The organism is Frateuria sp. Soil773, assembly GCF_001428405.1.
Taxonomy (GTDB): Bacteria; Pseudomonadota; Gammaproteobacteria; order Xanthomonadales; family Rhodanobacteraceae; genus LMSL01.
Window position 1 is genome coordinate 55713 of the sequence record NZ_LMSL01000036.1, and the last position, 21067, is coordinate 76779.

The following is a 21067-nucleotide window of genomic DNA, read 5'->3' on the forward strand; positions in this document are numbered from 1 at the left end:
TACCTCACTTCTTGCCCTCGTTTCAGGCCGCTTTCGCTGCACCTTCCGCCTTTTCGAAGGGACCCGGGCGCAATGCCCCGTTTCGGACGAAACCACGCTCGCCGAACCCAGCATGAACTTGCCGGCCCATTCGTGGCGAAAGATCGCGGCGCATTGTGCTGTCGCGCACTGTGCACAAAGCCCTTCGCACACGGCATCGCTTGGGCGATCGACTTGCCGTGGCCACTTTGAATCTGGTTGCTCCAGAACTACGTCTCCTGACCGCGCAGGAGATCGCCGGATATCTGCGAATCGTGCACATTCGTCGTTGCGACGACGACAGAGCGAATCTGCCTGGCTCGACTGTATAGGCCGATGTGCGCCTTCACCCCAACATTCCATTGGCTGCCCCCTTGGCCACGCAGCACTCCAGACAGCGTGCACCGTTCCGGCCCTTCATCAGGCCGCCGCAGCAGCGACCGTGATGCCCAGATTGCCGGAACTTGCACACTCATGTTCTCGCTCGGAGCGTCTTCTCCGCCCGAACCGAAGCTCTCGAATCGATACAGCCCCCGCAGGCCGTACAGTTTTTCCACCGAACCGTACAGCTCGCTCCCTTGCCGCAGAAAGTAGATGCATGGCATCTGCTCCAGCCCCCGGCGGTCCAAACCCTCCCGCCTACGTCAATTCCATCAGCCTACAAACCCCAACAACGGCACGATCTTTTCCATCCTCGCCACGACGGGTCGCTCGGCATTGGCGGGCGGCGGGTCATGGCACATGGACCCCCGGTCCGGAAAACGGTCCGCTATGTGCGCGTTGCTCTCTGCTCGATCGTGAACCCATCGCACCGCAAGGCACAAAACACTACGGCTCCCCTGGGCCCGACCAGGAATCAGGCATCCATCGCGCGCCGCAGACTCAGCGGCCGCATGTCAGTCCAGATGACTTCGATGTAGTCAAGGCATACCTGTTTGGCATGCGGCCCGCGCACATTCGCATGCTGCTCCTGATACGCATGCCACCAGTCGGCCGGGATGTCTACGATATGCCATCCTGCGGGAATTTCCCGATCCTTGAACCAGATCGAATACTGCTCTTCGTGATTCACGACGACGTTGTAGTCGCGCAAATCTTCTTCTTGATCAATAGCCATGATCTCCCCCACTCGTTTCCTGACCCTCGCGGGCAACTCAAGCCTCGCGGCCCATGAAGCATGCAACCGCAGCATCAACGACAACTCCCCTTCCGCAGGCCGCCCCGTTGGGCCCGCGACGCTCGGGGAATTTTTTTCAGGCAACCTGCAAGGCTTCGAGATCCTTCTGGACCTGCCTTTCCGCCTCGAGGACGTCTTCGGGCACAGCAAAACCCAGCGTCTCCTCACAAAACTGGCGCCATCCCGCTGCCGTGCCGGGAAACAGCACGTGCTCTCCCATGAAAATCCCATCAGTCACCGAATGATCGGCCTGCAGGTACACGATCGAATCTGCATCGAGCTGTCTCGGCGTTTTTACCGATTCCGAGACCGGTCGCGCCTGGTCTGCGCACTCGTGCCAGTTCGGAAATCCCCTCAGGTCACGAAGGTAGTATGCCTTGCAATATAAACCAAGTGTTTTGCTCATAGCCTTCCTCCGAGAGGTGTAGCGCGATCGTTTGGACTGTCCCCTCTGTGCCGCTTGATGACGGTCGAGGCCCAAGACATGCCAACACCGAAACTGGATAGAACGAAAGTATCGGTCGACTGTTCGTCCGCCTCGTCAAGCAGGCCGCTCAATGCCAATGGAATGGACGACGAGGAGGTATTTCCGATGGTGACCGCACTGAAAGGGGTTTTTCCGGTAGCTCCCAGTTCGCTGGCAATACCGTCGACTATGAATCGACTGCCTTGGTGTAGCACCACCATACCGATCTGATCGATTGACAGGCCGTTCTTGCTCAACGTCCGCCCGATGCTGCGCGGTATGGCACGCATACAGAACCGCGCCACGTCTTTACCGTGCATGCGGAATCGACGTTGGCCGTCCACGGCCAGGCTGGCCGACATGCTCCCGGCTGTACCGAAGTCGGAAGCTCCGATTCGCCATGGCGCACCGCGCTCAATCAAGGTCGCGGTAGCGGCATCGCCGAAGATCAGGGCAGTGCCTCGATCTTCGGGATCGACAATCTTGCTGTATGGATCGGCGGTGACCAGCACACCACGTCGACCGTTTTGTGCCAGCAGGAAGCCGCTGACGATGGCCAGGGCGTACACGTAACCAGAGCAGCCGAGGGAAATGTCGAATGCGGCCACCGTTTCTGGCCAGTCCAGCTTGCCATGTACCAGAGCGGAAACCTGAGGAATCCCGAAATTGTCAGGATTCTGGGTAACTACGGCTAGACAATCGATCTCTGTAGGCTGGACATCGACCCTGTCCAGCAAGTCGCGGATGGCTGCCACCGCCATGTCGGAAGTGTCCTCGTCCCCGGACTTCTGAGCCAGTGAATCAAAGCCGATCTTGGAGCGCAGGGTGTAATCCGAAACGTCGAGTCGACGCGCCAAGGCTTCACAATCGATCCGACCGCTGGGCAAATAGTTGCCGATTGCACGAATCCCGAACTCCGGTCTGGCAGCAGCCTCTCGGACCAACGGGGGGTCAACGGCGAGCATGCGCGCCATCCCGTATGGCTGTCTCATTTCGATAGGTCGGTGCCAAACAAGCCTGCTCAGGCCTGGCTTCCCTTCCGCCCTGTCCGTTGGCGTTGGCAACAATCAATCCAGTTCCCCCCCCAGGGACAAACCAACAATCACGAGCATGAATCATTGGAGCTGATGCCAAGGCATGTTACCGACGGATCGTGACCCTGTCCACGCGAATTCTAAATTGGGGTCCGGCCTCGATCCCCCGGGGGAACCTGCGACCGCCAGGTCGTTCCTGCTGAGGAAGCGTCAGGCCGATACAAGGTCATGGGCGGATCCTCGTGAAGTCAGCCAAAGTGAGCTGCCCAACTTCGGCAACCCTCGCTCCCGTATACAGACCTACCCATGCGCCCCAACGGGCCGACTCACTCAACCCGGCTTCCATCGCCTTGGCGTCATACAAGGCCTGGATCTGTTCGTTGGTGAAGGGCTTGAAGCCCAGCGCCCTGCGCTTGCGCTTCTCGCGGGTGCCATACACGACTTGGCCGGACGCGGGATTCTCGTCCTTGGCGAAGGGTGGGTAGTACCCCCGCACCTTGGCCCAATCGAAGAAACCCCTGAGATATGAGCATTTGTTAACGATGGTGGGGGTTTGCAGGCCACCTGCCCTCAAGGCCTGAACCCAGTTACCCACGTCAATGCGGCCAGCATCCTTGAGTGAGCTTTTCTCGCCATAGTGGCGAGCGAAGCCCTCAACAGCCGTGGTCTTGATCTTGAAGGTCTTGGGGCGGGTGCTGGATTTGATCTCAGCTAGCCACTGCGTCACGGCCTTCCCTATCTGGATGACCGGAATCTTCGATGCAGGGTCAGAAGCTGGAAGAACCCGTTGAGACTCAGCGGCCTGAGCGGAGCGCATGAGTTCTTAATAATACGGTTCCTGGTCTAGCCGTCCGATGTGGTCAACCGCATCCATCGCAAAGCCATGGTCAGCCTTGCCTTTGGCTTCAATTTCGACGGTGCCATCTGGATGGCGGATGACCTTATATCCCAAGGCAATCGCCCTGGCGATTTCGTCGGCCGAAAGTAGACCATCCCTAGCTACAGACACACTCAGCCCCCTGACTGTGGTGGCTTGAGCATACGCCTGGACGAGAATCAGCGCACGTTGCTGTGCGGTCAACAAATCCCGTGTGCGAAGGCTTCGAGTGACCTCGTGCTTACCCGCCTTGCGGGTCTGACGTGATGGAATTCTTTGCCGGAAGTGCCAGATGCCTGAGGGTGCCAACCGGAGATAGTTGGGAATACGCATATCGGCTCGCTGTGGAGCGATATGTGGAGCGACAAGCCCTTCCTCAGAAAAGCAAAAACCCCTGTAAAAACAGGGGCTTCGCAGTACTGGCGGAGAGAGTGGGATTCGAACCCACGGTAGGCTTGCACCTACGGCAGTTTTCAAGACTGCTGCCTTAAACCGCTCGGCCATCTCTCCGGGTTTTCGCGCAATCGCTGCGGGCTGTGCACAACGCGGGCAGTTTATCAGGAACGTCGGTGCGGACGGGTGTGGCTGCCCTTTTTCGAGAGGGCGAACACGCAGCCGAGCAGGATCGCGACGGGAACCAGAGCGCCGAGCAGGGGCAGCAGGAGTACCGGTTCGCGGATCACCATCGGCACGAGCTGGGTCGCGGCGGCGAAGGCGATAATGGCGATGCGCCAACTGCGGCGCTGGCGGGCGAACCAGAAGCTGCCCAGCACGAGTACCAGGGCGATGCTGCTCAGCACCAGGTCGGGCGTGGGCAGTTTCCACACGCCGGCAAAACCGAGCCGGGTGCCGATGACCGAGGCGAGCACCACCAGCAGGAAATAGCTGGTGGTGATTTCGACCTTGGCCCAGGCGCCTTGCGCGGGCATCGGCGAGGCGGCGTGCATCAGGCGATGCGGTCCAAGCCGCGCAGGTAGGGACGCAGCACTTCGGGTACGTCGATCGAACCGTCGGCGTTCTGGAAGTTTTCCATCACCGCGACCAGGGTGCGGCCGACGGCGAGGCCGGAGCCGTTGAGGGTATGCACCAGCTCGGGCTTGCCGGTTTCCGGGTTGCGCACGCGGGCCTGCATGCGGCGCGCCTGGAAGTCCTCGCAGTTGGAGCACGAGGAGATCTCGCGGTAGGTGTTCTGGCTGGGCAGCCACACTTCCAGGTCGTAGGTCTTGGCGGCGCCGAAGCCCATGTCGCCGGTGCACAGCAGCAGCTTGCGGTACGGCAGGCCGAGCTTCTGCAGCACGGTCTCGGCGTGGCCGACCATTTCCTCCAGTTGTGCGTGCGACTGCTCGGCCGTGGCGATCTGCACCATCTCGACCTTCTCGAACTGGTGCTGGCGGATCATGCCGCGGGTGTCGCGGCCGTAGCTGCCGGCCTCGGCGCGGAAGCACGGCGTATGCGCGGTGAGCCGCAGCGGCAGGGCGCCGGCTTCCTGGATGGTGTCGCGCACCAGGTTGGTCAGCGATACCTCGGCGGTGGGGATCAGGTAGCGCCGCGACTCGCCGACCTCGGTGGCGAACAGGTCTTCCTCGAACTTCGGCAACTGGCCGGTGCCTTGCATGCTGTCGGCGTTGACCAGCAGCGGCACGTTGCATTCGAGATAGCCGTGCTCGCCGGTGTGCAGGTCGAGCATGAACTGGGCGAGCGCGCGGTGCAGGTGGGCGAGCTGGCCGCGCAGCACGGTGAAGCGCGCGCCGGACAGCTTGGCGCCGGCGTCGCTGTCGAGCCAGCCGTGCCGCTCGCCCAGCTCGACGTGGTCCTTCACCGCGAAATCGAACGCGCGGGGCGTGCCCCAGCGGCTGATTTCCCGGTTGTCGTTCTCGTCCTTGCCGACCGGCACCGAAGCGTGCGGGATGTTGGGGATGCCCAGCGCGATGTCGGCCAGCTTCGCCTGCACCTCGGCCAGCGCCTGCTCGTTGGCCTTGAGCCTGTCGCCGATGCCGGCCACCTCGGCCATCAGCGGCGCCACGTCCTCGCCCTTGGCCTTGGCCTGGCCGATCGCCTTGGAGCGCGTGTTGCGCAGGTTCTGCAGGTCCTGGGTCTCGGTGGACAACTGCTTGCGCTCGCTTTCCAGCGCCTCGACGGCGGAGACGTCGAGCGCATAGCCGCGCGTCTCCATCAGGCGGGCGGCGGTTTCGGCGAGGCGCGAGCGCAGCAGTGCGGGATCCAGCATGGTCGAGGTCCGGTGAAGGCTTGGACCGGGAATTATCGCCGTCGGGCGGCTGTGGCCGCAATGCGAGCGCCCGCCGGCCGGGGCTTCGCCTCGCCGCGGCCTTCCCTGGCTCGCGCAGGCAGGCTTGCCCGCCCGAGCCACATCCGGCAAGGCGCCCGTTCAATGCGACTCGACGAAGGACCGCAAGGCGTCGTCGCGGATGGCGAACGCGTCGAACAATCCCAGTGCGCGCAAGGCCGGGAGCAGGTCGACGATGTCGCGCTCGGCGGTGGCGCGCGCTTCCGGCGACGACGCGGGATCGGCGAGCACACGCGCGTTGGACAGGAAGGCGCCGACCGATCCCTTGCGGACGGTCACGCCGTTGAAATCGCCCTGGTTGACGTCGTCGGGAAGCAGTTCTTCGGCTCGCATTGGGAAAACTCCAGTGGGAAGTCGCGGCGATAGCCTAGGCCGGAAGCGGCCGTTATCCTGCGGCATCCAGGCCAACCAATACGGCGTTTCGGCCATGTCCGGGTACATGCTTTCCCCGTCGCTCGCGCAAGCCGCGGACGACCCGCTGCTGATCGCGGTCGTCCGGCGGGAAGACGCCGCGCGCACCACGCCCGGCCACAGCCATGCCCGCGGCCAGTTGCTCGGCGCGCTGCACGGCCTGCTCTCGGTGGACATGGAAGCCGGCCAGTGGGTGGTGCCGGCCATCCACGCCGTATGGATTCCGCCGCATCATCGCCACGGGTTGCGCTCGCACGGCCCGTTTTCCGGCTGGAGCGTCTATGTCGCCGAACCGGCCTGCGGGCTGCTTCCGGCCAGGCCATGCACCATGCGCATGTCGGGCCTGCTGCGCGAAGCGGTCGGCCGCGCATCGGGCTGGCCCGCGGGCGCGCTTGGTCCCGCGCAGCGCCGCCTCGCCGGCGTGATCCTGGACGAGATACGCGGCATGCCGCGCGAACCGCTGGGCCTGCCGATGCCCGCCGATGCGCGCCTGCAGCGTGTCACCCGGATGCTGCTGGACGACCTGGCCGATCCTCGCCGCCAGGAAGACTGGGCGAAGGTGGCCGGCCTGTCTGTGCGGTCGCTGGCGCGGCACTTCGCCGAGGAGACCGGCTTCGGCTTCAACGAATGGCGCCAGCGCGCCAGGCTGCTGCGCGCGCTGGAATTGCTGGCATCCGGCCGGGCCGTGACCGCCGTCGCGCTCGACCTGGGCTACGCGAACGCCAGCGCCTTCATCGACATGTTCAGGCGCACGCTGGGGACGACGCCGGCCAGGTATTTCGCCGGCGAGGCGACAACGCCCGCCGGCACGGCCGCGTAGCGCCCTATTTACCGCGCGCGGCGCGGCGCGCGGCGCGCAGGCTGGTCAGCTTCTCGCGCAGCTTCAGCTCCAGCCCGCGCTCCACCGGCTGGTAGAACTCGGTGCCGTCGAGCGCGTCGGGCAGGCATTGCTGGTCGAGCGCGATGCCGCCCTCGGCGTCGTGGTCGTACTGGTAGTCCTTGCCGTAGCCCAGGCCCTTCATCAGCTTGGTCGGGGCGTTGCGCAGGTGCATCGGCACCTCCAGCGTGCCGGTCTTGCGGATCGCCGCGCGGGCCTGGTTGTAGGCCATGTAGGCGGCATTGCTCTTCGGCGCGATCGCCAGCCAGATCGCGAGCTGGGCCAGGCCCAGCTCGCCTTCCGGGCTGCCGAGGCGCTCGTAGGTATCCCATGCGTCCAGCGCCATGCGCCACGCGCGCGGCTCGGCCAGGCCGATGTCCTCCACCGCCATCCGCGTCATGCGCCGCGCCAGGTACAGCGGATCGACGCCGCCGTCGAGCATGCGGCTGAGCCAGTACACCGCGGCATCGGGATCGGAGGAACGCACGGATTTGTGCAACGCCGAGATCTGGTCGTAGAACTGCTCGCCGCCCTTGTCGAAGCGGCGCGTGCGGTCGGCCAGCACCTGGGTCAGCGTGGCCTCGTCGATGCGTCCGTCGTCGGCGAGTTCGGCGGCGATCTCCAGCAGGGTCAGCGCGCGGCGCACGTCGCCGTCGGCCGCCTGCGCGATCAGGCGCAGCGATTCGGGGGCGACGGATAGCTGGAGCCGGCCCAGGCCGCGCTCCTCGTCGGCCAGCGCGCGTTCCAGCGCGGCGACGATGGCCTCGCCCGACACCGCTTCCAGCACGTGCACGCGGCAGCGCGAGAGCAAGGCGGAATTGAGTTCGAACGACGGGTTCTCGGTGGTGGCGCCCACGAACACGATCACGCCGCGCTCGATGTGCGGCAGGAAGGCGTCCTGCTGCGCCTTGTTGAAGCGGTGCACCTCGTCCACGAACAGCACGGTGCGCCGCCCGCGGGCGAAGTTCGCCTCCGCCTCGGCCAGCGCCTTGCGCACGTCCGGCAGGCCGGAGAGCACGGCGGAGATCGCGCGGAAATCGGCGTCGGCATAGCGCGCCACCAGCAGCGCCAGCGTGGTCTTGCCGCAGCCGGGCGGCCCCCACAGCACCATCGAGTGCACCTTGCCCGCCTCCAGCGCGCGGCGCAGCGCCGAGCCGGCCGCGGTCAGGCGCGGCTGGCCGACGATCTCGTCGAAGCCGCGCGGGCGCATGCGCTCGGCCAGGGGCTTGAGCGCATCGGAATCGGGATCGGGGAACAGCCCGGGGGATGGAGGTAAGGCCATCGGGGCATGATAGACAGTTGACGGCGGGGCTGCATGGCGTTCCGAAAGTTTCCGCCCTCCCGCGCAACTTAAGGATCGAGGGGCGCCCGCGGCGGGCGGCCGGCACGACCACGGGGAAATCGATGCGGGAAAGGCGCGACGACGGACTGGACGCCCGCTTCGGCGAGCTGCTCGAGGCCAATTACGGCCGCCTGCGGCGGATCGCGCGCAGCTACGCATCTCCCGGCGAGCACGAGGACCTGCTGCAGGAGATCCTGGCGCAGGTCTGGCGCGCCCTGCCCGGCTTCGACGGGCGCTCGCCGGCGGCGAGCTGGATCTACCGGATCGCGCTCGACACGGCGCTGGGCCTGCTGCGCAGGCGCTACAGCCAGCCGGCCCTGCATGCGATGGAACACGGGCAACTGCTCGCCCTGGCGCCGGCCAGCGCCGGCGACCCGCGCGACCCAGACGCGTTGCTCGACGCCTTCCTGTCCAGCCTGGGCCCGATCGACCGCGCCGTGCTGATGCTGGCGCTGGACGACCTGCCCTACGCCGAGATCGCCCGGGTCACCGGCCTGAACGTCAATGCCGTGGGCATCCGCCTCAACCGGATCAAGCAGCGTTTCAACCGCGACTACATCGAGGAGCAGCCATGAACATCGAGAACCTGAAACAGGCCTGGAACGCGAGCGTCGCCGCCGCGCCGACCGGGGAGTCGCTGGAAGCGATGGCCCGCGAAGCGCGGGCGCGGGGCCGGGCGTACCGCCGCCAGAGCCTGCTGCGGGCGGTCTTCGGCGCCATCGCATTCGGCCTCGCGCTGGGCATGCTGGCGGTGCTGTGGCTGCTGCCCGGCGTCTGGATCGGCATGCGGCTGGCCCTGCTGCTGTGGGGCGCCGCGATGGTCGCCTGCATCGCCGGCCTGTGGCCGCTGCGCGGTGCCGCAGACGGTGCCGGCGACGTGCCGCTGCAGGCCCGCCTGCAAGCCTGCCTGCGACGCCTGCAACGCGAGGTCGCCTACCACCGCTCGCTGCGCTGGCGCTTCTGGTTGCCGTTCGGGCTGGGACTGGCCTGCGCGCTCGTCCCGCGCGTCTCGCCGCAGCCCGGCGTGAGCTGGCTGTTCGTGTCGGGCGGCCTGCTCTTCTGCGTCTGGGGCTTCGTACAAGGGCCGCGGCACTGGCCCGAACGGCTGCGCGCGGAGGAGGCCGCCCTGCGCGGGATGCTCGACGGCATGCAGGCGGCAGGCGGCGGGGAAACGCCCGTGTGAAGCCGTGCGAGGGGTGGATTCGCGGGCGGTGCGGATGACCGTTACGCGAATCCATCCATGGCTCCGGCCGGCGCGGACGCTCAGGATCCGCCGTTGGCCGGCACTTCCCCGCGCTGGCTGTAGAGCGCGTAGCCCAGGCCGCACAGGCCGGTCAGCGCGGCCGGGATCAGCAGGGTGTGTTCCTGCAACCGCCCGAACAGGACCGCACCGGCCACGCCGCCGAGCATGAAGGCGCCGATCACCAGCACGCACACGCGCACGCGCAAGGTGTCCACCTCCAGCCCGCGCAGGCGATGGCCGAGATAGATGCCCAGGTCGGTGAACATGCCCGAGACGTGGGTGGTGCGGAACACCATGCCGCTATAGGTGCTGACCATGCCGTTCTGCAGGCCGCAGGCCGCCGAGGCCAGCCACAGCCCGGCCGACCATTCGCGGTCCAGCAACGGCACGGCGGCGAACAGCAGCAGCGATTCGAGCACCAGCGCCATGCCGTAGGGGCGGCCGAGCTTGAGCGTGCTTTTCTGCACGATCGCGCCGCTCAGCATCGCGCCGACCACGAAGGCCAGCAGCGACAGCGCCCAGTGCAGCGCCTCGGCGTTGTCGGCGGTACCCAGCGAGATGCCGAGCAAGGTGGTCGAGCCGGTCAGGTTGGTGATCGACTGGTGGCGAAAGCCCATGTAGCCGGCCGCATTGACCAGGCCGGCGACGAAGGCCAGCGCGCCGCCGCCGATCCACGCCCAGCGCGGCAACTGGCGCAGCACGGGCATGGCCGGATCAGTCCTTCAGCGGCTGGGTGGTCATCACCGGCAGGTCGCCGATCACGTCGGCGCCCTGCGGCGGCACGAAGTCGAAGGTGGCAGGCGGGATCTCGGGATTGCGCTGCCAGCCGCTGAAACGGATGTCGGTGGTGGCGCCGAGCTGGTCGCGGAAGGTCATCCGCGCCAGGCCGTTGGCGTCGAAGCCGAGGTCGGCGTAGTCGAACTGCGGGTCCTTGGCGGTGGAGGTGAGCCGCAGCCACACCAGGCCGTCGCGCTCGCCCTGCTCGGCGGTCTTGAAGTTCCGGTCCAGTTGCTTGACGTCGGTGATCACGGTGAGCGGGCTGTGCGCCTCCTCGGCGCTCTGCACGCGCACGGTGACCTGCTCCAGCGCCGGGTCGTACAGCCATACGCGGCTGCCGTCGGCGACGATGGTCTGCTTGTACGGCGCGGTGGTCTCCCAGCGGAACTGCCGCGGCGCCTGCAACGCCAGCGTGCCGGAACTGGCCTTGGCGCCGCCGCCGTTGACGTCGGTGAGCGTCTGGGCGAAGCGGCCGGTCAGCGAGTGCAGGCCATTGGCGAACGCGTCCAGCCGGGTGCGGGCCGGGCCGGCGGCCTGGGCGACGCCGCCCAGCGACAAGCCGAACAGGGCGACGACGGTAAGGAAGCGAAGGCGTTTCATGGAGTGTCCCGATGGGTGGGGTGGCGGCGCAGTGTGGGTCCGCATCGCTTAACGGCGGCTAGTTTAGTGGAAGCCGCTCCCGCGATGGCCCGCAGCCCGCGTGGAACGAGTGGAGGCTGCTCGCGGCGGGCCGGAATCCCAAGGGAGCGGCTACGAGTTCGTCATTCGTGCAAAAGCGGGAGGCGCCTTCGACGGCCGAAGGGCCGGGTCGTCCAGCGACTGGATATTCCAGGAACTCAAAGACGCTGGATTCCTGCTTTCGCAGGAATGACGAGCAGGTAGCTGGACCCACGCAGAGATCGTGAGCCGGCCTGAGAGACTTTATCTCCGCGCATCTCCCATGGACGCGCACCTCCCATGGGAGCGTCATTCCTGCGAAGGCAGGAAGCGCTTTTCAACAGCCGAAGGGCGGGTCATCCAGTGACTGTTTCCCCGAAAAACTACAACGACACTGGACGACCCGCCCTTCGGCCGTCGAAAGCGTCCCAGCCCGACCGGCCCTGCGACCGCTGAAAGCCGCTGGGATGACGTTTCATGCGGCGATGCCCGGAGATCAGGTACAGCCTCCCAGGCCACTGCCGCTGGCGTCGCCGGCTTGGCCCGGCCGCACCGCTCAATGCTTCGGCGGCGGCGGCGCCAGCACTTCGCGGTTGCCGTTGTGCTGGGGCGCGCTGACCACCCCGTCCTGCTCCATCTGCTCGATCAGCCGCGCGGCGCGGTTGTAGCCGATGCGCAGGTGGCGCTGCACGCCGGAGATCGAGGCGCGGCGGGTCTGGGTGACGATCGCCACCGCCTTGTCGTAGAGCTGGGTATCGGCGTCGCCGCCTTCCTCGCCGTCCTGCGGCAGGCCGGAGTCGTTGATGAACTTGCCATCCGACGTTGCCTGCACTTCCTCCAGCACGCCCTCGATGTACTGCGGCGCGCCCTGCGCCTTCAGCCAGTTCACCACGTTGTGCACCTCGTGGTCGTCCACGAAGGCGCCGTGCACGCGCTCGGGCGTGGCGGTGCCGGGCGGCAGGTAGAGCATGTCGCCGTGGCCGAGCAGCGCTTCGGCGCCGGACTGGTCGAGGATCGTGCGCGAGTCGATCTTGCTCGACACCTGGAACGCGATGCGGGTGGGGATGTTGGCCTTGATCAGGCCGGTGATCACGTCCACCGACGGGCGCTGCGTGGCGAGCACCAGGTGCACGCCGGCGGCGCGCGCCTTCTGCGCCAGGCGGGCGATCAGCTCCTCCACCTTCTTGCCGACGATCATCATCATGTCGGCGAACTCGTCGATGATGATCACGATATACGGCAGCGGCTCCAGCGGCTCCGCGGCGAGGTTCGGCATCTCCGGGTTGGGGCGGAACAGCGGGTCCAGCAGCGGCTGGCCGGCGTTCTCCGCCTCCTTCACCTTCTTGTTGAAGCCGCCCAGGTTGCGCACACCCACCGCGGCCATCAGCTTGTAGCGGCGCTCCATCTCGGCCACGCACCAGCGCAGCGCGTTGGCGGCCTCCTTCATGTCGGTGACCACCGGCGCCAGCAGGTGCGGGATGCCCTCGTACACCGAAAGCTCCAGCATCTTCGGGTCGATCATGATCATCCGCACGTCTTTCGCGCTGGCCTTGTACAGCAGCGAAAGCACCATCGCGTTCACCGCCACCGACTTGCCTGAGCCGGTGGTGCCGGCCACCAGCAGGTGCGGCATCTTGGCGAGATCCGTCACCACCGGCTTGCCGCCGATGTCCTTGCCCAGCGCCAGCGCCAGCGGCGACTTGGTCTGGTCGTACTTGTCCGAGCGCAGGATCTCGGAGAGGTAGACGATCTGCTTGCGCGTGTTGGGGATCTCCAGGCCGATCACGTTCTTGCCCGGGATCACGTCGACCACGCGCACGCTCACCACCGACAGCCCGCGCGCGATGTCCTTGTCCAGGCTGGACACCTGCGAGCCGCGCACGCCGGCGGCCGGCTCCAGCTCGAAGCGGGTGATCACCGGGCCGGGATACACGCCCACCACCTTGGCCTCGATGCGGAAATCCTTGAGCTTCAGCTCGACCTGGCGCGACAGCACTTCCAGCGTTTCTTCCGAATAGCCCGGCCCCTGCTCCGGTGCCTCGTCCAGCAGCGACAGCGGCGGCAGTTCGCCCGGTTGCGAGGCGCCGACGAACAGCGGGATCTGCGTCTCCACTCGGGCGCGCTCGCTCTTCGCCACCGGCGCCGAGGGCGCCTCGATGCGAACCGGCTCGCGCTTGGCCTGCCTGACCGCGTCGGCCTTCTTGACCACCTCGCGCTCGACCCGCGCCTGCCGCGCGGCCAGCGCCTCGGGCGCCTCGCGCAGCTTGCCGCCGAACCAGCCGGCGAGCTTCAGCACGCCCTGCCCGGTCCAGTCCATCACCTTGAACCACGACAGCCCGGTCGCCAGCGTCACTGCGATCAGGAACAACGCCAGCAGCAACAGCGGCGCGCCCTTCTCGCCGAACGCGCGCAGCAGGCCGTCGCCCACCCACAGCCCGATGATGCCGCCGACGCCCTGCGGCAGCACCGGCTCGTGGAAATTGAGGTAGAGCAGCGCCGGCGCCGTGATGAAGAAGAACACGAAGCCGATCAGCCGCAGCGACGGCTCCCACGGATGCACCGCCCGCTCGCCGTGCTGGCGCAGCACCTGCACGCCCAGCAGCAGGAGCAGCAGCGGGAAGCAGTACGAGACCAGTCCGAAGATGTAGCGCAGCAGGTTGGCGATGTTCGCGCCCACCGCGCCGCCGAAGTTGCGCGCATGCTCGGCCGTGCCCACGTGGCCCCAGCTCGGATCCTGGTCGTTGTAGCTGAACAGGCAGACCAGCAGGTACAGCGCCAGCGGCAGCAGCAGCAGCGCGCCCGCTTCGCGCAGGCGCCGCCTGAGCTCGTCGCTCATGGCCGCCTTTTCCTTTTCTTTCTTGACGTTCGCGCTACGCGCCACCGTGATCCGCTTCCTGGTCGATGCTATCGGGCAAGTCTACACAGGCGGCCGGCGCTTCAGAAGGTTGGCCGGCCGGCGGCACGGCGCAGCCCGCGCGGCGCCTGCACTGGCGCCGAAAACCGGCCGGCCCGGCCGGCTTGAATCCGGCCCGGGCCGCTTGAATCATGCCGCACGGTCCCCCACTCTTCCGGGTCAACCTGGCGGCCCGGTTCCTTGCCGCGGCCGCGAAACCGCCGCGCCGGGTACGGCGAAACACCTTCCATGCCGCAGCAACTCCAAGGATTAACACCATGAGCGTCACCGCCAAACACAGCCGCCTGCTGATCCTCGGCTCCGGTCCCGCCGGCTACACCGCCGCGGTGTACGCCGCCCGCGCCAACCTCAAGCCGACCCTGATCACCGGCCTGCAGCAGGGCGGCCAGCTCATGACCACCACCGACGTGGACAACTGGCCGGGCGACGTCGAAGGCCTGCAGGGACCGGCGCTGATGCAGCGCATGGCCGAGCACGCCGAGCGCTTCCATACCGAGATGGTGTTCGACCACATCCACACGGCCGACCTGAAGCAGCGCCCGTTCCGGCTCAAGGGCGACTCGGGCGAATACACCGCCGACGCCCTGATCATCACCACCGGCGCCACCGCCAAGTACCTCGGCATCGCCAGCGAGGAGAAGTTCAAGGGCAAGGGCGTGTCCGCCTGCGCCACCTGCGACGGCTTCTTCTTCCGCGAGCAGGTGGTGGTGGTGATCGGCGGCGGCAACACCGCCGTGGAAGAGGCTCTGTACCTGTCCAACATCGCCAGCAAGGTCTACCTGGTGCATCGCCGCGACAAGCTGCGCGCCGAGAAGATCATGCAGGACAAGCTGTTCGAGAAGGCCGCCGCCGGCAAGATCGAGCTGGTGTGGAACAGCACCATCGACGAGGTGCTGGGCGACGATTCCGGCGTCACCGGCGTGCGCGTGAAGGACGTCAACTCCGGCGCCACCCGCGAGATCGAGGCCACCGGTTTCTTCGTGGCGATCGGCCACACGCCGAACACCGGCATCTTCGAGGGCCAGCTCGACATGCACGATGGCTACATCAAGATCCACAGCGGCCAGAACGGCATGGCGACGATGACCTCGGTGCCGGGCGTGTTCGCCGCCGGCGACGTGGCCGACCACGTCTACCGCCAGGCGATCACCTCGGCCGGCTTCGGCTGCATGGCCGCGCTGGACGCCGAGCGCTGGCTCGACCAGCAGACCCCGGTCGGCTGATGCAGGCCACGCTGCACTACATCCACGACCCGCTGTGCGGCTGGTGCTACGCCGCCCAGCCGTTGGTGGGTGCGGCGCTGGAGAAGCTGGGCGGCCGCCTGCGGCTCGAGCTGCACGGCGGCGGCCTGTTCGCCGAGCCGCGCCGGCTGGACCCGGAACTGGCGCAGCACATCGTGCAGGCCGACCGGCGCATCGCGCAGTACAGCGGCCAGCCGTTCGGCCAGCCCTACGTGGAAGGGCTGCTCGCCGCGCCGGACACCGTGCTGCATTCGCTGCCGCCGATCGCCGCCGTGCTCGCCGCGCAGGCGATGGACCCCGCGCTGGCCTATCCGATGCTGACGGCGATCCAGAACGCACACTACCTGCGCGGCCTGCGCGTGGCCGAGCCGGCCGTGCTCGGCGAGCTGGCCGAACAGGTCGGGCTGGACGGCGGACGCTTCGGCCTCGGCTTCGCCGAGATCAGCGGCACGACCCTGTACGAGCACGTGCAGGACAGCCGCCGCCTGCTGTCCGAGGTGGGCGGCCAGGGTTTCCCCACCCTGGTGCTGGAACGGCAGGGGCAGCGCCAGGTGCTGCCGCACCATCACCACTACGGCCAGCCGGATGCCTTCGTCGCCCGGCTGGCGGCATTGCTGCCAGCGCTGCATTAACCTCTCCGCGTGATCGAAGCGCGCTTCCACTCCCGCATCAGCGAATTGCCCGCAGCCGACTGGGACGCCCTGCGGCCGGACGCCAACCCGTTCGTGTCGCACGCCTTCCTGCATGCGCTCGAACGCGGCGGCTGCATCCGCCCCGACTGGGGCTGGCAGGCGCACCACCTCGGCCTGTACGAGCGCGACCGCCTGCTCGCCGCCGCGCCGCTGTACCTGAAGGGCAATTCGCACGGCGAGTTCGTGTTCGACTGGAGCTGGGCCAGCGCCTGGGAGCGCGCCGGCGGCGACTACTACCCGAAGCTGCTCAACGCGGTGCCCTACTCGCCCGTGACCGGGCCGCGCCTGCTGGCCGGCCACGGCGAGCAGGCGCCGGTGCTGCAGAGCGCCCTGGTGGAGGCCATGCGCGGCGAGGCCGGGCGGCTGGGGCTGTCCTCGGTGCACGCCAACTTCCTGTCCGGCACCGAGCCGGACGCCTTCGACGACGACTGGCTGGCGCGCTCGGACGTGCAGTTCCACTGGCCCAACCGGGGCTACCGCGACTTCGCCGATTTCCTGGCCGCGCTGAACCACAAGAAGCGCAAGAACATCCGCCACGAGCGCGCGCAGGTCGCCGCCAGCGGGCTGGCCATCGAGATGCGCGACGGGGCCAGCCTGCACCTGGGCGAATGGCGCCGGGTGCATGCCCTGTATGCCGCCACCTTCGACGCCAAGGGCAACCACGCGGCGCTCACCGCGGCCTTCTTCAGCCGGCTCGGCGAGATGGGCGACGCCGTGCAGCTCGCGCTGGCCCGGCGCGATGGCGAGATCGTCGCGATGGCGCTGTTCGTGCAGGGCGGCGACACGCTGTACGGCCGCTACTGGGGCGCCGCGGTCGAGGTGCCGGGGCTGCACTTCGAGCTGTGCTACTACTGCGGCATCGAGTACGCGATAGCCCGCGGCCTGCAGCGCTTCGAGCCCGGCGCGCAGGGCGAGCACAAGCTGGCGCGCGGCTTCCTGCCGGTCCGCACGCACTCGCGGCACTACCTGGTGGACGAGGGTTTCCGCGCCGCGGTGCGCCAGGCGCTGGTCCACGAGGCCGAAGCGATCGACGCCTACGCCGCCGACCTCGCCCGCCACGACCCGTATGCCCGCCGCGACGGTGGCGAACGGTGATCCGCCTTCCGCTGCTCGATGCCGGCACGCCGGAACGCTTTCCCGACCCGCGCGACGCGCTGGCCGAACCGAACGGCCTGCTGGCGTTCGGCGGCGACCTGTCGCCGCAGCGCCTGCTCGCCGCCTACCGGCAAGGCATCTTTCCCTGGTTCAGCGAAGACGAGCCGATCCTGTGGTGGTCGCCCGACCCGCGCTGCGTATTCCATACCGACCGGCTCAAGCCCAACCGCAGCCTGCGCCGCGCACTGGCCGGCAAGGACTGGCAGGTGACCGTGGACGGCGATTTCCGCGGCGTGATGGAAGCCTGCGCCGCCCCACGCCCCGGCCAGCCCGGCACCTGGATCAGCCCGGCGATGATCGAGGCGTACACCGCGCTGCACCGGCAGGGCCATGCGCACAGCGTCGAGGTGCACGAACGCGGGGCGCTGGTGGGCGGGGTCTACGGCCTCGCGGTGGGCCGGCTGTTCTGCGGCGAGTCGATGTTCAGCGCGCAGAGCGGCGGCTCCAAGCTGGCCCTCGTCGCGCTGGCGCAGTTGCTGCGCGGCTGGGGCTGCCCGCTGATCGACGCCCAGGTCGGCAACCCGCACCTGCTGTCGCTGGGCGCGGTCGAGCTGCCGCGCAGCGTGTTCCTGGAACGGGTGCGCGAGCTGTCGGCGCTGGCGATCGATGCGCAGGCCTGGCGGAGCGTCGGCACCTTGCCGGCATCCGCCTTCCTCCAGCGCGGCTGATCGACGTCGTTCGCCCGGGGCGTCAGGCCAGCGTATCCGGGTTCGGTCCCAGCCGGTTGCCGGCGTCCAGCCCGTCGATGGCGCGCATCTCGTCCGGCGCCAGCACGAAATCGAATACCTCGATGTTCGAGCGGATGCGCGCGGGGGTCTGCGATTTCGGGATCACCATGTGGCCGCGCTGGACATGCCAGCGCAGGATCACCTGGGCCGCGCTCTTGCCGTGCCTGCGCGCCAGGTCCAGCAGCAGCGGCGCCTGCAGCAGCTCGCCGCCCTGCCCGAGCGGGCTCCAGGCCTCGCTGACGATATGGTGGCGCCGGTTGAAGGCCACCACGTCGCGCTGGGCGAAGTCCGGGTGCAGCTCGATCTGGTTCACCGCCGGCGCCACGCCGGTCTCGGCCAGCAGCCGCTCGATGTGCGCCGGCTGGAAATTCGAGACGCCGATCGACCTGGCGCGCCCTTCCTCGCGCAGGCGGATCAGCGCCTTCCAGGTATCCACGTAGCGGTCCTTCGACGGCACCGGCCAGTGGATGAGATAGAGATCGACGTAATCGGTGCCGAGCCGCGCGAGGCTGGCGTCGAACGCCTTCAAGGCGCTGTCGAAGCCCTGCTCGGCATTCCACAGCTTGGTGGTGAGGTAGACGTCGCCCCGCGCGACGCCGCTGCGGGCGATGCCTTCGCCCACGCCCTGCTCGTTGCCGTAGATGGCGGCGGTGTCGATCGAGCGGTAGCCGGCATCGAGTGCGGTCGCCACCGCACCGGCGGCCTGCGCATCGTCGATCTGCCACACGCCGAAACCGAATTGCGGTGCGCGGCGGCCGTCGTTGAGTTCCATCATGGGGATTGCCGGGGTCATGCCGTTGTCCTTCGGAGGAGAAGGACTCTGGATAGTGGCGTCCGGTCGGCAATCAAGGGCGCGGGACGGCCGCGTGCCGCGTCACGCATCGACCGCCAGGGTGAAGATCACCGACGCCGGCCTGCCGCTGTGCGGATGTTCCGGCTCGGCCAGCCCCCGCAGCCGCAGGCCGGCCGCGGCGAACGCCGACAGCCAGCCGGCCAGCGTGCGGAAATACCACGGCGCGGCGTCGCCAAAACCTTCGCCGCAGCCTTGCCAGGAACCCTCGCGCCAGCCGTCGCGGTAGGGCAATTCGCCGCAGGCCGTCAGCGGATGCAGGGTCTGCACGATCAAGACGCCGCCCTCGTCCAGCATCGCCGGCACGGCGCGCAGCAGCGCATCGACCGAGGCGGCGCCGAGCAGCGAGAAATTGCACACCACCACGTCGGCGCGGTAGCGGCCGCCGCCCTGCGCCGCGGCGGCCTCGACCAGGGCCGCCACCGCATCCACCCCCAGTGCGTCGATGCCTCGCGCGGCCAGCGCGCGCACCAGCCAGCCTTCGCCGCAGCCGAGGTCGATCACCCGGTGCGGCGCCTGTGCCAGCACCGCATCGACGATGGCCCGGTCGGTGACCAGGCGACGGCTTTCGATGCGCTGTCCGCGCACGGCCGCGGTCCATGGCGAGGCATTGGCGTGCCATGCGGCGAGGATCGACCGCTCCCGTTCCGCGCCGCGATCGGGCATGGCGCCGCTCAGCCGCCGCGCGCGGCGTACTTGCGCGCCACGTAGTCGTCGAGGATGCCCACGAACTCGCTGGCGATGTTGTCGCCGCGCAAGGTCATTGCCTTCTCGCCGTCGATGAACACCGGCGCCGACGGCGCCTCGCCGTTGCCCGGCAGCGAGATGCCGATGTTGGCGTGCTTGGATTCGCCCGGCCCGTTCACCACGCAGCCCATCACCGCCAGGGTGAGGTTCTCCACGCCGTCGTACTTCACCCGCCACAGCGGCATCTGCTCGCGCACGTGCGCCTGCACGGTCTTGGCCAGTTCCTGGAAGAACTCGCTGGTGGTGCGACCGCAGCCGGGACAGGCGGTGACCAGCGGGGTGAACGCGCGCAGGCCCATGGTCTGCAGCAGTTCCTGCGCCACGATCACCTCGCCGGTGCGCGAGGCGCCCGGCTCGGGCGTCAGAGAGATGCGGATGGTGTCGCCGACGCCTTCCTGCAACAGCACCGCCAGCGCGGCGCTGGAGGCGGTGATGCCCTTGGAGCCCATACCCGCCTCGGTGAGGCCCAGGTGCAGCGCGTAGTCGCAGCGCGCGGCGAGGTCGCGGTACACCGCGATCAGCTCCTGCACGCCGGAGACCTTGCACGACAGGATGATGCGGTCGCGCGGCAGGCCGATCTCCTCGGCCTTCGCGGCGGAATCCAGCGCCGAGCGCAGCAACGCCTCGCGCGCCACGTGCGCGGCGTCCCACGGCTCGGCGCGCAGCGCGTTCTCGTCCATCAGCGCGGCGACCATGGCCTGGTCCAGCGAGCCCCAGTTGGCGCCGATGCGCACCGGCTTGCCGTACTGGATGGCCTTTTCGATGATCGCGCCGAACTGGCTGTCCTTCTTCTTGCCGAAGCCGACGTTGCCGGGATTGATGCGGTATTTCGCCAGCGCCTCGGCGCAGGCCGGCTCGGCTTCCAAAAGCTGGTGGCCGTTGTAGTGGAAGTCGCCGATGATCGGCACCTCCACGCCCATCATCGCCAGCCGCTCGGCGATGCGCGGCACTGCCGCCGCCGCCGCCGGCGTGTTCACCGTGATGCGCACCAGCTCGGAACCGGCGCGGGCCAGCTCGGCGATCTGCCTGGCGGTGCTGGCCGGGTCCTCGGTGTCGGTGTTGGTCATCGACTGCACCACGATGGGCGCGCCGCCGCCCACCGTCACCTTGCCGATCCGCACGCCGACGCTGGGCCTGCGCGGCAGGGGCGCCGCGTCGCGCGGCTGTTGGGATGTCTCGCTCATGCGGATTCAACCGGAAGTCAGGCCGCGGCGACCCGCGGCGGAAGGCTGCCAAGGATAACCGACCCGCCCGGAATGCCGGATGACAGATCCTCTCGCTCGCCATCCCGGACGGCTTCCAAAAGCCGCATGGTGTAGTCATGGCAGATTCCTCCCGCCCGTCATCCCGGCGAAAGCCGGGATCCAGCGACTTTGCGTGACCACGCTGCCGGCTTTCGCCGGAATGACGGTCAAAAACAGATGCGACGCTTGGGTCTGGCTTGTCACCGCAACGCACCGTCTTCGTGCTGCAACAGGATCGACAAGGTGTGGTTCGTGGTCTTGATCGTCATCCCGGCGAAGGCCGGGATCCAGTGCTCCGCACGGACCACGCTG

23 protein-coding genes and 1 tRNA gene are annotated in these 21067 nt (G+C 67.9%); 7 read left to right on the top strand and 17 right to left on the bottom strand.

The window, feature by feature from the left end; genetic code table 11:
- Positions 1-248: 248 nt before the first annotated feature.
- From ASG87_RS20150 to ASG87_RS11485, 10 genes are all read right to left on the bottom strand, one after another.
- Positions 249-623: a hypothetical protein gene (locus ASG87_RS20150; RefSeq protein ID WP_157511050.1), complete on the bottom strand. Its 375-nt coding sequence runs from the start codon at positions 621-623 to the stop codon at positions 249-251.
- Positions 624-874: 251 nt separating this feature from the next.
- Positions 875-1135: an MbtH family NRPS accessory protein gene (locus tag ASG87_RS11450; protein ID WP_056005034.1), complete on the bottom strand. Its 261-nt coding sequence runs from the start codon at positions 1133-1135 to the stop codon at positions 875-877.
- Between the two features lie 136 nt (positions 1136-1271).
- Complete coding sequence (locus ASG87_RS20155; protein WP_157511051.1) at positions 1272-1601, bottom strand: hypothetical protein; 330 nt, start codon at positions 1599-1601, stop codon at positions 1272-1274.
- Positions 1598-2626: a ketoacyl-ACP synthase III gene (locus tag ASG87_RS11460; protein ID WP_162258361.1), complete on the bottom strand. Its 1029-nt coding sequence runs from the start codon at positions 2624-2626 to the stop codon at positions 1598-1600. The genes ASG87_RS20155 and ASG87_RS11460 overlap by 4 nt, the downstream gene beginning before the upstream one ends.
- A gap of 295 nt (positions 2627-2921) precedes the next feature.
- Positions 2922-3422, bottom strand: a complete 501-nt coding sequence (locus tag ASG87_RS11465) for a site-specific integrase (RefSeq protein ID WP_056004988.1) — start codon at positions 3420-3422, stop codon at positions 2922-2924.
- A gap of 96 nt (positions 3423-3518) precedes the next feature.
- Positions 3519-3905, bottom strand: coding sequence for a DUF6538 domain-containing protein (locus ASG87_RS20160; RefSeq protein ID WP_157511052.1), 387 nt, complete (start codon positions 3903-3905; stop codon positions 3519-3521).
- 87 nt (positions 3906-3992) lie between these two features.
- Positions 3993-4082 (bottom strand) — tRNA-Ser (locus ASG87_RS11470).
- 47 nt (positions 4083-4129) lie between these two features.
- Complete coding sequence (locus tag ASG87_RS11475; RefSeq protein WP_235499631.1) at positions 4130-4519, bottom strand: LrgA; 390 nt, start codon at positions 4517-4519, stop codon at positions 4130-4132.
- Positions 4519-5799, bottom strand: a complete 1281-nt coding sequence (serS, locus tag ASG87_RS11480) for a serine--tRNA ligase (protein WP_056004992.1) — start codon at positions 5797-5799, stop codon at positions 4519-4521. The genes ASG87_RS11475 and serS overlap by 1 nt, the downstream gene beginning before the upstream one ends.
- 159 nt (positions 5800-5958) lie before the next feature.
- Complete coding sequence (locus ASG87_RS11485; protein WP_056004993.1) at positions 5959-6210, bottom strand: hypothetical protein; 252 nt, start codon at positions 6208-6210, stop codon at positions 5959-5961.
- 94 nt (positions 6211-6304) lie between these two features.
- Between ASG87_RS11485 and ASG87_RS11490 the strand changes: the two genes are divergently transcribed.
- Positions 6305-7108 (top strand): helix-turn-helix transcriptional regulator, encoded by an 804-nt coding sequence (locus tag ASG87_RS11490; protein WP_056004995.1) that lies wholly within the window; start codon positions 6305-6307, stop codon positions 7106-7108.
- A 4-nt stretch (positions 7109-7112) separates the two neighbouring features.
- On the opposite strand, the gene ASG87_RS11495 is transcribed toward ASG87_RS11490, so the two are convergent.
- Positions 7113-8447: a replication-associated recombination protein A gene (locus tag ASG87_RS11495; protein ID WP_082582926.1), complete on the bottom strand. Its 1335-nt coding sequence runs from the start codon at positions 8445-8447 to the stop codon at positions 7113-7115.
- Between the two features lie 122 nt (positions 8448-8569).
- On the opposite strand from ASG87_RS11495, the gene ASG87_RS11500 reads away from it, so the two are divergent.
- Together ASG87_RS11500 and ASG87_RS11505 are read left to right on the top strand one after the other, a co-directional pair.
- Positions 8570-9082 carry an RNA polymerase sigma factor gene (locus ASG87_RS11500; RefSeq protein WP_056004999.1) on the top strand — a complete coding sequence of 171 codons (513 nt, stop codon included), beginning with the start codon at positions 8570-8572 and terminating at the stop codon, positions 9080-9082.
- A complete protein-coding gene (locus tag ASG87_RS11505) occupies positions 9079-9690 on the top strand; it encodes a hypothetical protein (protein WP_056005001.1) in 612 nt (203 codons plus the stop codon). The genes ASG87_RS11500 and ASG87_RS11505 overlap by 4 nt, the downstream gene beginning before the upstream one ends.
- Positions 9691-9770: 80 nt before the next feature.
- On the opposite strand, the gene ASG87_RS11510 is transcribed toward ASG87_RS11505, so the two are convergent.
- From ASG87_RS11510 to ASG87_RS11520, 3 genes are all read right to left on the bottom strand, one after another.
- On the bottom strand, positions 9771-10457 hold the full coding sequence (locus tag ASG87_RS11510) for a YoaK family protein (protein ID WP_056005003.1): 687 nt from the start codon (positions 10455-10457) through the stop codon (positions 9771-9773).
- Between the two features lie 7 nt (positions 10458-10464).
- A complete protein-coding gene (gene lolA, locus ASG87_RS11515) occupies positions 10465-11127 on the bottom strand; it encodes an outer membrane lipoprotein chaperone LolA (protein ID WP_056005005.1) in 663 nt (220 codons plus the stop codon).
- 613 nt (positions 11128-11740) lie between these two features.
- The gene (locus ASG87_RS11520) at positions 11741-14020 is read right to left on the bottom strand and encodes a DNA translocase FtsK (protein ID WP_235499632.1); all 2280 of its coding nucleotides are present in this window, start codon (positions 14018-14020) and stop codon (positions 11741-11743) included.
- Between the two features lie 335 nt (positions 14021-14355).
- On the opposite strand from ASG87_RS11520, the gene trxB reads away from it, so the two are divergent.
- The 4 genes from trxB to aat are packed head-to-tail and all read left to right on the top strand — an operon-like array spanning position 14356 to position 17854.
- Complete coding sequence (gene trxB, locus ASG87_RS11525; RefSeq protein ID WP_056005009.1) at positions 14356-15321, top strand: thioredoxin-disulfide reductase; 966 nt, start codon at positions 14356-14358, stop codon at positions 15319-15321.
- Entirely contained in the window at positions 15321-15971 is a 651-nt protein-coding gene (locus ASG87_RS11530; protein ID WP_056005011.1) for a DsbA family protein, read from the top strand. Before trxB ends, ASG87_RS11530 begins: the two co-directional genes overlap by 1 nt.
- A gap of 9 nt (positions 15972-15980) precedes the next feature.
- Positions 15981-17126, top strand: coding sequence for a GNAT family N-acetyltransferase (locus tag ASG87_RS11535; RefSeq protein ID WP_056005014.1), 1146 nt, complete (start codon positions 15981-15983; stop codon positions 17124-17126).
- A complete protein-coding gene (gene aat, locus ASG87_RS11540; RefSeq protein WP_056005016.1) occupies positions 17123-17854 on the top strand; it encodes a leucyl/phenylalanyl-tRNA--protein transferase in 732 nt (243 codons plus the stop codon). Before ASG87_RS11535 ends, aat begins: the two co-directional genes overlap by 4 nt.
- Before the next feature lie 22 nt (positions 17855-17876).
- Here the strand turns inward: aat and ASG87_RS11545 are convergent, their stop codons facing one another.
- From ASG87_RS11545 to ispG, 3 genes are all read right to left on the bottom strand, one after another.
- Entirely contained in the window at positions 17877-18707 is an 831-nt protein-coding gene (locus ASG87_RS11545; RefSeq protein ID WP_056005018.1) for an aldo/keto reductase, read from the bottom strand.
- Between the two features lie 81 nt (positions 18708-18788).
- Complete coding sequence (locus ASG87_RS11550; RefSeq protein ID WP_056005022.1) at positions 18789-19430, bottom strand: methyltransferase domain-containing protein; 642 nt, start codon at positions 19428-19430, stop codon at positions 18789-18791.
- Positions 19431-19438: 8 nt separating this feature from the next.
- On the bottom strand, positions 19439-20695 hold the full coding sequence (gene ispG, locus ASG87_RS11555; protein WP_056005024.1) for a flavodoxin-dependent (E)-4-hydroxy-3-methylbut-2-enyl-diphosphate synthase: 1257 nt from the start codon (positions 20693-20695) through the stop codon (positions 19439-19441).
- Positions 20696-21067: the final 372 nt, after the last annotated feature.